This is a genomic window from Inquilinus sp. (genome assembly GCF_057815775.1).
The window spans coordinates 1-8,244 of the sequence record NZ_JBYRFX010000123.1; the positions used below are offsets into that span (position 1 = coordinate 1).

Consider the following 8,244-nt stretch of genomic DNA (forward strand, 5'->3'; position numbering starts at 1 on the left):
TCAGGGCGGCGGGGCCGAGGCGGCGGCGGGCCGCGGCCGGATCGCCGCCGGCGGCGAGGTGCAGCCCGTCGGCCTCATCGGCGGCATCGGCGTCGGCATGGACGGTGACGATGGCGCCGACCGGCCGGGCCAGGGCGCGCAGCCGGCGCAGCAGGGCGCGGCGATCGTCCCCGGTCAGGTCCTTCTCGCGCAGGCTGACCCAGCGGCAGCCGGCGACCAGCGCATCCGCGACCACCCCTTCCAGCGGCCGTGCGGCCTGCTGGCGATCGGTGATCAGCAGCAGCGGCGGCACCGGCAGCCGGGTCATACGCCCATCACGTGCCGATCAGGCCGAGCTGTGGGCTGGACGGGTCGGCCAGGCGGCGCTTCGGGATGCGGCCGGCCAAAGCAGCCAGGCGACCACCCTCGACCCCGGCGGCCATCGCCCGGGCCATGCGCACGGGGTCGCGCGCCTTGGCCACCGCCGTCGACAGCAGCACGGCGGAACAGCCCAGCTCCATCGCCAGCGCCGCGTCCGAGGCGGTGCCGATGCCGGCATCCAGCACGACAGGCACCGGCACCCGGCTGCAGATCATCTCGATCGCATGCGGGTTGGAAATGCCGAGGCCGGAGCCGATCGGCGACCCCAGCGGCATCACCGCGGCGCAGCCGACGTCGGCCAGCCGGATGCAGGTGACGAGGTCGTCGTTGCAATAGGGCAGCACCACGAAGCCGTCGCGCACCAGCTCGTCCGCCGCCTCGACCAGCTGGGCGACATCGGGGTACTGCGTCTCGCGGTCGCCGATCAGCTCCAGCTTCAGCCAGTTGGTGCCCAGCGCCTCGCGCGCCAGCTGCGCCGTCAGCACGGCGTCCCGTTTGGTCATGCAGCCGGCGGTGTTCGGCAGCAGGCGCCAGCGGTCGCCGACCAGGTCGACCAGGCTTTCGGCATAGCCTTCCAGGCTGATCCGACGGATCGAGGCGGTGACGATCTCGGCCCCCGACGCGGTGATCGAATCGAGCATCAGCTGCCGATTGGGATAGCCGGCGGTGCCGATGAACAGGCGCGACTGCAGCGCCACGCCGGCGATGATGAAGGGATCCTGCATGGCCATTTCTCCTCAGCCGCCTTGAAAGGGGCGGACAATCTCGACCCGGTCGCCCGCGGCCAGGTGGCGGTCCGCCCAGCGCGCCCGGGGCAGCACCGCGTCGTTCAGCGCCACGGCGGTGCCGCGCGCCGCCGGGTCGATGCCCTTGCCGACCAGCAGGTCGAGCACGCTGATGCCGGCCGCGGCCTCCGTCACGCCATTGACCTCGACGTTCATTGTGCGGCCTCCGCCATCCGGGTGAAGCGGTCGATGCGGAAGGGTTCGGCCGCCGCCGGCAGCCGGCCTTGCAGGATGGTGCCGGCCACCGCTTCGACCGTCGCCGGAAGCAGCAAGATGCCGTTGCGGTGGTGGCCGGTGGCGAAGACCAGCCCGTCGATCGCCGACGGGCCGAGCACCGGCGCGTCGTCGCGGCTGCCCGGCCGCAGCCCCGCCCAGCTTTCGATCAGCGGCAGCTCCTCGATCCCCGGCAGCACCCGCCAGGCGGCATCGAGCAGCGACAGCATGCCGCCGGCGGTGACGGTGGTGTCGAAGCCGCACTCCTCGACCGTCGCGCCGATGATGAGGCGGCCGTCGAGGCGTGGCACCAGATAGGCCTTGCCGGCCCACAACACGTGGCGCAGCAGCGGTGCCGCCGGGTCCATCTGCAGCGCCAGCATCTGGCCCTTCACCGGCCGCACCGGCGGCAGCGCCTCGCGCGGGATACCGGCGATGGCGCCGGACCAGGCGCCGGCGGCCAGCACCACCGCATCCGCCGGCCGTGTCGTGCCGGCGACCACGATGCCGGTGGCGCGGCCGCGCTCGACCACCACGGAGTCGACCGCGGCATGGTCGTGCACGGCGCCGCCGGCCCGGCGCAGCGCCTCGACCAGGGCCGGCACCAGCCAGCGATTGTCGATCTGGTGGTCGGCCGGGCTGTACACGGCCGCGGCCAGCCCCGGCCGCAGCATCGGCTCGCGCTGCAGCAGCCCGGCGCCGGTCAGCCGTTCGAGCGTGACCCCGAGCCGCGTCTGGAAGTCGACGGAAAAGCCCAGTTCGGCCGCATCGTCGCGGGTCACGGCCACTGCCAGCGTGCCCTCGTCGCGATAGCCGACCGGCAGGCCGGACGCGGCCTCGATCTCCTTGGCGAAGGCCGGCCACAGCGCCTGGGCGTGGCGGCAGAAGCCGAACAGCGCCTCTTCCCCCGGCTCGGCCTCGAGCCCGGCGGCGAGCATGCCGGCCGCGGCCCAGCTGGCCTCGCGGCCGACCGGCCCGCGGTCGTAGACGTCGACCGGGCAGCCGGCCCGGGCCAGGCGCCAGCCGATGGCCAGGCCGTTGACGCCGGCGCCGATGATGGCGACGCGCGGTTTCGCGCCGCGCAGCGGTGGCGCGTCAAACGGTTCGCCGCGTGGCGGCGTGGGGTCGGGAAGATCGTCCCGCAACGGGGACGGAATCGGAATACCAGTCACCTCAGGCTCCCTCCGCTGGCATGATCCAGGTCAGGTTCGATGGGTATGATCTCAGCCCGCCGTGACGGTGGGCACCCCAGCCGATGTCGCCATTTCAGTCCCGCGGCACGGCGGGCGCAACCTCTTTTTTGCCGGTCATCCGGGTCGGCATCCGTTCAGGAGCACCGCGCGCTGTAGCCGACGACGGTGTCCTGGCTGCCGTCATCGCCATCCCCGCCGACGGTGGTGACGCTCAAGGTCCCCGCGGGTCCGCTGTAGTTGAAGGCGCAATAGCCGACGCCGGTGCCGGAGCAGGCTTCGGCCTCGATGATGCCGTGCTTGGCCAGGCCGGCCGCCCCATCCCCCTCGCCCGGGGCCTCGTCAGGGGCCTTCGGCGCCCAGCCCTTCGCGGCCAGGAGCTTGCGGGCCTCCTTGATCGACTTGTCATAGATGTTGGGCACGATCGCCTTGCCATTGCAGACCGACTGTTCCGCCGCATTCGCCTGCAGGCGCAGCACGCCCTGGACCTCGTGGATCTCGCCGATCGGCGACCCCGGGCCATCCCCGCCCCAGACCTGCAATGCATCGCCTTCGAGCGCTGCGACCGGCCCGAGCACCGTCTTGGACGTCTTCGCCGTATAGGCCAGCGCCACCAGGCCGGCCTGGCTGAAGATCCCGATATTGGCGTTGCGGGCAAAGCAGATGCCGCTGGTGCCCGGCTCGAACCCGCTGGCGAAGCTGACCGCCTGGTACGATCCCAGCTTCGCCTCCGACGTCACGATCCAGCCGCGCCCGGCGACCAGTTTGCCGGCATCCGACTCCGGCACCAGCCGGTAGTGGTCGCAGAACTGGTCGACAGCGCCCTTCTCCGGCGACCGGGGCAGGTCGCTCAGCGCCGTCAGCGTGACGTCCGGGAGGTCGGATTCCGTGCGCGGCGCCACGGCGTCGGGCGCGTCGGCCAGGGCCGGTCCCGCCAGCATCAATCCCATCGCGGCGATCGCCATCCGCCGGCTGAAATGCTTCATCAACGCACCCTCCCTTTCTCTACCGCAGTCGACAGGCCTGAATCCCGCGGGAATCGGGCTTTCGCAAGGCATGATCGATCCGCCGCAGCCAGCCGGCGGTGGTGGAGCCCGTGTCCTCTTCGTTGCCGGCGGCCCTGACCCGCGCTGGGCCGTCTTACGAAGGTCACATGCGGCGTGTTAAGACAGCGGGCATGACAGAACAGACCAACGACAGCGGCGCAGGGGCGCCGAAAAAAGGGTGGTTCACCCGACTGAAGGAAGGGCTCTCACGCTCCTCCGCCAAGCTGACCGACGGCATCAGCAGCATCTTCACCAAGCGCAAGCTGGACGATGCGACGCTGGAAGAGCTGGAGGAGCTGCTGATCCAGGCCGATCTCGGCCCCGCCACCGCCGTCAAGCTGACCGCCGAACTGGCGCGCACCCGCTTCGGCAAGGAGGTATCGGGCGACGAGGTCCGCCGGGCCCTGGCCGAGCATGTGGCGCAGATCCTGCGCCCGGTGGCCAAGCCACTGGCCCTGTCGCCCGACCGCAAGCCGCAGGTGGTGCTGGTGATCGGCGTCAACGGCACCGGCAAGACCACGACGATCGGCAAGCTGGCCAAGCAGTGGCGTGAGGACGGCAAGTCCGTGATCATCGCCGCCGGCGACACCTTCCGCGCCGCCGCGGTGCACCAGCTGCAGGTCTGGGGCGAACGCTCCGGCTGCCCTGTCGTGACCGCCAGCCCCGGCGCCGATGCCGCCGGCCTGGCCTTCGACGCGCTGACCCGGGCCAGGGCCGAGGGTCGCGACGTGCTGCTGATCGACACCGCCGGCCGGCTGCAGAACAAGGACAACCTGATGGCCGAGCTGGCCAAGATCGTCCGCGTCATCAAGAAGATCGACCCGACGGCGCCGCACAATGTGCTGCTGGTGCTGGACGCCACCACCGGCCAGAACGCGCACAGCCAGGTCGAGGTGTTCCGCGACATGGCGGCGGTGACCGGGCTGATCGTCACCAAGCTGGACGGGTCCGCCCGCGGCGGCGTGCTGGTGGCCCTGGCCGAACGCTTCGGCCTGCCGGTGCACGCGATCGGGGTCGGCGAGAGCATCGACGACCTGAAACCGTTCGACCCGGACCAGTTCGGCAAATCCCTGATGGGAGTCGAAGCATGACCGAGACCTTCGCCCCAGAACTGTTCCGGGATGCCGCCGCCGCGGTCGCCCGGCTGCACGCGATCTACGATGCCCAGACCAGCCTGCTGCGCGACGCCTTTCGCGACTACACCAGCGGCGGGGAGCCGCCGAAGCGGATCCGCGCCTGCTATCCCTATGTCTCGGTCACGGTCGAGGATTTCAGCCGGGCCGACACCCGCCTGTCCTATGGCTTCGTCGACCGGCCGGGGACGTTCCGGACCACGGTGACGCGGCCGTCGCTGTTCCACCGCTACCTGACCGAGCAGATCGGCCAGCTGATCCAGAACCACCAGGTTCCGGTCGAGGTCGGAATCAGCGACACGCCGATCCCGATCCACTTCGCCTTCCCCGACGGCATGCATGTCGAGGGCGACCTGACCCGTGAGCGCATGCTGCACATGCGCGCCGTGTTCGACCTGCCCGACCTGGCGATGATGGATGACAGCATCGTCAACGGCACCGCCGTGACCCCGCCGGACGCGCCGGACCCGCTGTCGCTGTTCACCGCGCCGCGGGCGGATTATTCGCTGTTCCGGCTGAAGCACTACACCGCCACCGGCTGCGAGCATTTCCAGAACTTCGTCCTGTTCACCAACTACCAGTTCTACATCGACGAATTCGTCCGCCGGGCGCATGAGCTGATGCAGGGCGACGGCGGCGGCTACGACGCCTTCATCGAGCCGGGCGAACGGGTGACCCTGCCCGGCGGCCGCGGCCGCGGCACCCCGGCGGCGCGGCTGCCGCAGATGCCGGCCTATCACCTGACCCGGCCGGACCATTCCGGCATCACCATGGTCAACATCGGCGTCGGCCCGTCCAACGCCAAGCCCATCACCGACCACATCGCGGTGCTGCGGCCGCATGCCTGGATCATGCTGGGCCACTGCGCCGGCCTGCGGAACACCCAGAAGCTGGGCGACTATGTCCTGGCCCATGGCTATGTCCGCGAGGACCATGTGCTGGACGCCGACCTGCCGGTCTGGGTGCCGGTGCCGGCCCTGGCCGAGATCCAGGTCGCGCTGGAGCATGCCGTCAGCGAGGTAACCGGCCTGTCCGGCTACAGCCTGAAGAGCGTGATGCGCACCGGCACCGTCGCCACCATCGACAACCGGAACTGGGAGCTGCGCGACTACAGCGAGCCGGTGCAGCGCTTCAGCCAGAGCCGGGCGATCGCCCTGGACATGGAAAGCGCGACCATCGCCGCCAACGGCTTCCGCTTCCGGGTGCCCTACGGCACGCTGCTTTGCGTCTCCGACAAGCCGCTGCACGGCGAGCTTAAGCTGCCGGGCATGGCCGACGCCTTCTACAAACAGCAGGTCGGCCAGCACCTTGAGATCGGCATCCGCGCCATGGAGCGGCTGCGCGAGCTGGGGCTGGAGCAGTTGCACAGCCGCAAGCTGCGCAGCTTCGCCGAAGTCGCGTTCCAGTAAACCCATGCCGGAGGACAGCCGCCAGGCGCCGCCGATGCCTTCCGCTCGCTCGGGGGATCGGCCCCGCATCGGCGTCGGCGCCGTGGTCTGGCGCGACGACAAGCTGCTGCTGATCCAGCGCGGCAAGGCGCCCCAGGCCGGGCAGTGGAGCATCCCCGGCGGCAGCCAGGAACTGGGCGAGACCCTGTTCGAGGCGGCGCTGCGCGAAACCCGCGAGGAGGCCGGGGTCGAGGCCGAGGCGATCGGAATCGTCACCGCGGTCGATTCGATCCATCGCCACGCCGATGGCGGGGTCGAGTGGCACTACACCATCGTCGATGTCGAGGCCGAGTGGCGGTCGGGCGAGCCTGTGGCCGGCGACGATGCCGCCGCGGCGCGCTGGGCGACGCTGGAGGAGGCCGACGCGCTGATCGAATGGCCGGAGCTGCGGCGGGTGCTGCACCTGTCCGCCCGGCGGCGGCAGCTGCACCGCCGGCACCCCGGCCCGGTGCGGCTGAAGGCGCGGCCGGATCTGATGCGGCTGATGCGGACGCCGCTGGGCCGGCTGGTGGCGCGCCCCTGGTTCGACGGCATGTCGCTGGCCCTGCTGCGCGGCTGGTTCCTGCCGGCATCGCGCAGCCTGGCCGCGGCGATCGCCGCCGATGGCGATTTGCACCGCTTCTGCGCCGAGCTGGAGATCGGCCCCGACGCGCTGGGCAAGCGGCCGGTCTGGGTCGGCCGCACCCTGCGCGACGTGTCCCGCCTGATCGAGGTGCACCGCCAGGCCGATGCGGAGTGGCAGCGCCTGCTGTTCTCCACCACCGCGCCTTTGGCCGATGTGGTGGCGGCGGAGGAGGCGCGGCTGGACGCGGCTTCGGCCCTGACCACCAGCCGGCTGCGCTTCGCCCTGTTCGGCAACAACCGCAAGATCCCGGCCTGCCGCTGGGAGATTCCGACCGAGGCCGAGGTCGATGCAAGGCACGGCGCCCGGCTGGCCGACGCCGAGAATGCCTACCGCCTGCCGGACGTGCTGCCAGTGATCGCGGAGACCCGGCGGCTGCCGAGCGAGCTGGGCACCGACCATTGGCTGACCTTCCCGTCGCCGGAGCCGGCGGTGGCCAGCGCCTGCTGGGCCCGGGTGTTCACCCCGGCAGACGTGGTCAACCCGCCGACCGTGGTCCATCTGCACGGCGTGTGCATGGAGCCGGACCATCTGCGCGGCCCGCTGACGGAAATCGAATCCCTGGTCCGGCGCGGCCTGCGCGTGGTGCTGGTCGAGGCGCCATGGCACGGACGGCGCAAGCGCCCCGGATCCTATGCCGGCGAGCCGATGGTGGCGTCGACGCCGCTCGGCGCGCTGGACCATCTCTCGGCCGCGGTGCGCGAGGTCGCGATCCTGACCCGCTGGGCCCGGCAGACCAGCACCGGCGCGGTGGGCTGGAGCGGCATCAGCTTCGGCGCGCTGACGGCGCAGCTGGCCGCCAGCCATTGCGGCAGCTGGCCCGCCGCCTGCCGGCCGGATGCGCTGCTGCTGTTCACCACCTCGGAAGGGATCGAGGAGATCGCCTTCGGCGGCTCCTTCGCCCGCGCCTTCGGCCTGGACCGTGCCCTGGCGGCGGCGGGCTGGGATGAGGCGATGCTGAGCCGCTGGCGGCCGCTGACCGACCCGATCGGGCAGCCGGAGATGGACACCGGCAACGTGTTCATGGTGCTGGGCAGCAAGGACGACGTCACCCCCTTTGCCGGCGGCCAGGCCATCGCCCGGCGCTGGGGCGTGCCGGAGGAACAGGTCCATGTCCGGCCGCAGGGCCACTTCTCGGTGCCCGCCGGGCTGATGGTCGACGGCGCGCCGATCGCCGCCTTCGCCGAACGGCTGCTGTCGCTGTGAACGGCGGGTTGCTGGTCGTCACCGGCGGCAGCCGCGGCATCGGCGCCGCCATCGCCCGGCGCGCTGCCCGCGACAGCTGGGCGGTGGCCGTGAACTACCGGCAGGACGCTGATGCCGCCGAAACTGTCGTGGCGGAGATCGCCGCGGCCGGCGGCCGGGCCGTCGCCATCGCCGCCGACGCATCTGACGAGGCCGGCATCCGCGCCCTGTTCGACCGGGCCGAGGCGGCGTTCGGACCGGT

9 protein-coding genes and 1 riboswitch are annotated in these 8,244 nt (G+C 71.6%); of the genes, 4 read left to right on the forward strand and 5 right to left on the reverse strand.

Annotated features, from left to right (window positions below; genetic code table 11):
• The 5 genes from AC3XYG_RS04540 to AC3XYG_RS04560 all read right to left on the reverse strand — a co-directional run.
• On the reverse strand, window positions 1–307 hold a 307-nt coding region (locus tag AC3XYG_RS04540; protein WP_489138625.1), incomplete at its 3' end, for a thiamine phosphate synthase.
• Window positions 308–314: 7 nt separating this feature from the next.
• Complete coding sequence (locus AC3XYG_RS04545) at window positions 315–1,085, reverse strand: thiazole synthase (RefSeq protein WP_489138626.1); 771 nt, start codon at window positions 1,083–1,085, stop codon at window positions 315–317.
• 12 nt (window positions 1,086–1,097) lie between these two features.
• Window positions 1,098–1,301 (reverse strand): sulfur carrier protein ThiS, encoded by a 204-nt coding sequence (gene thiS, locus AC3XYG_RS04550; RefSeq protein ID WP_489138627.1) that lies wholly within the window; start codon window positions 1,299–1,301, stop codon window positions 1,098–1,100.
• Entirely contained in the window at window positions 1,298–2,530 is a 1,233-nt protein-coding gene (gene thiO / locus AC3XYG_RS04555) for a glycine oxidase ThiO (RefSeq protein WP_489138628.1), read from the reverse strand. The genes thiS and thiO overlap by 4 nt, the downstream gene beginning before the upstream one ends.
• Window positions 2,521–2,619: riboswitch (TPP riboswitch) on the reverse strand. Its footprint overlaps the gene before it by 10 nt.
• Window positions 2,620–2,685: 66 nt before the next feature.
• The gene (locus AC3XYG_RS04560) at window positions 2,686–3,534 is read right to left on the reverse strand and encodes a hypothetical protein (RefSeq protein WP_489138629.1); all 849 of its coding nucleotides are present in this window, start codon (window positions 3,532–3,534) and stop codon (window positions 2,686–2,688) included.
• Between the two features lie 191 nt (window positions 3,535–3,725).
• On the opposite strand from AC3XYG_RS04560, the gene ftsY reads away from it, so the two are divergent.
• The 4 genes from ftsY to AC3XYG_RS04580 all read left to right on the forward strand — a co-directional run.
• Window positions 3,726–4,685 carry a signal recognition particle-docking protein FtsY gene (gene ftsY, locus AC3XYG_RS04565; RefSeq protein WP_489138630.1) on the forward strand — a complete coding sequence of 320 codons (960 nt, stop codon included), beginning with the start codon at window positions 3,726–3,728 and terminating at the stop codon, window positions 4,683–4,685.
• Window positions 4,682–6,136, forward strand: coding sequence for an AMP nucleosidase (locus tag AC3XYG_RS04570; protein ID WP_489138631.1), 1,455 nt, complete (start codon window positions 4,682–4,684; stop codon window positions 6,134–6,136). Before ftsY ends, AC3XYG_RS04570 begins: the two co-directional genes overlap by 4 nt.
• A 34-nt stretch (window positions 6,137–6,170) precedes the next feature.
• Entirely contained in the window at window positions 6,171–8,003 is a 1,833-nt protein-coding gene (locus tag AC3XYG_RS04575) for an NUDIX domain-containing protein (RefSeq protein ID WP_489138632.1), read from the forward strand.
• Between the two features lie 8 nt (window positions 8,004–8,011).
• Window positions 8,012–8,244 (forward strand): SDR family NAD(P)-dependent oxidoreductase (locus tag AC3XYG_RS04580; RefSeq protein ID WP_489138633.1); only part of this gene is annotated, 233 nt, incomplete at its 3' end.

What these genes read in the sequence shown, in the direction of transcription:
- AC3XYG_RS04545 (WP_489138626.1), bottom strand. Translation starts at nt 1,085, where the DNA reads ATGCAGGATCCCTTCATCATCGCCGGCGTGGCGCTGCAGTCGCGCCTG.
- AC3XYG_RS04570 (WP_489138631.1), top strand. Translation starts at nt 4,682, where the DNA reads ATGACCGAGACCTTCGCCCCAGAACTGTTCCGGGATGCCGCCGCCGCG.
- thiS (WP_489138627.1), bottom strand. Translation starts at nt 1,301, where the DNA reads ATGAACGTCGAGGTCAATGGCGTGACGGAGGCCGCGGCCGGCATCAGC.
- AC3XYG_RS04575 (WP_489138632.1), top strand. Translation starts at nt 6,171, where the DNA reads ATGCCTTCCGCTCGCTCGGGGGATCGGCCCCGCATCGGCGTCGGCGCC.
- AC3XYG_RS04560 (WP_489138629.1), bottom strand. Translation starts at nt 3,534, where the DNA reads ATGAAGCATTTCAGCCGGCGGATGGCGATCGCCGCGATGGGATTGATG.
- ftsY (WP_489138630.1), top strand. Translation starts at nt 3,726, where the DNA reads ATGACAGAACAGACCAACGACAGCGGCGCAGGGGCGCCGAAAAAAGGG.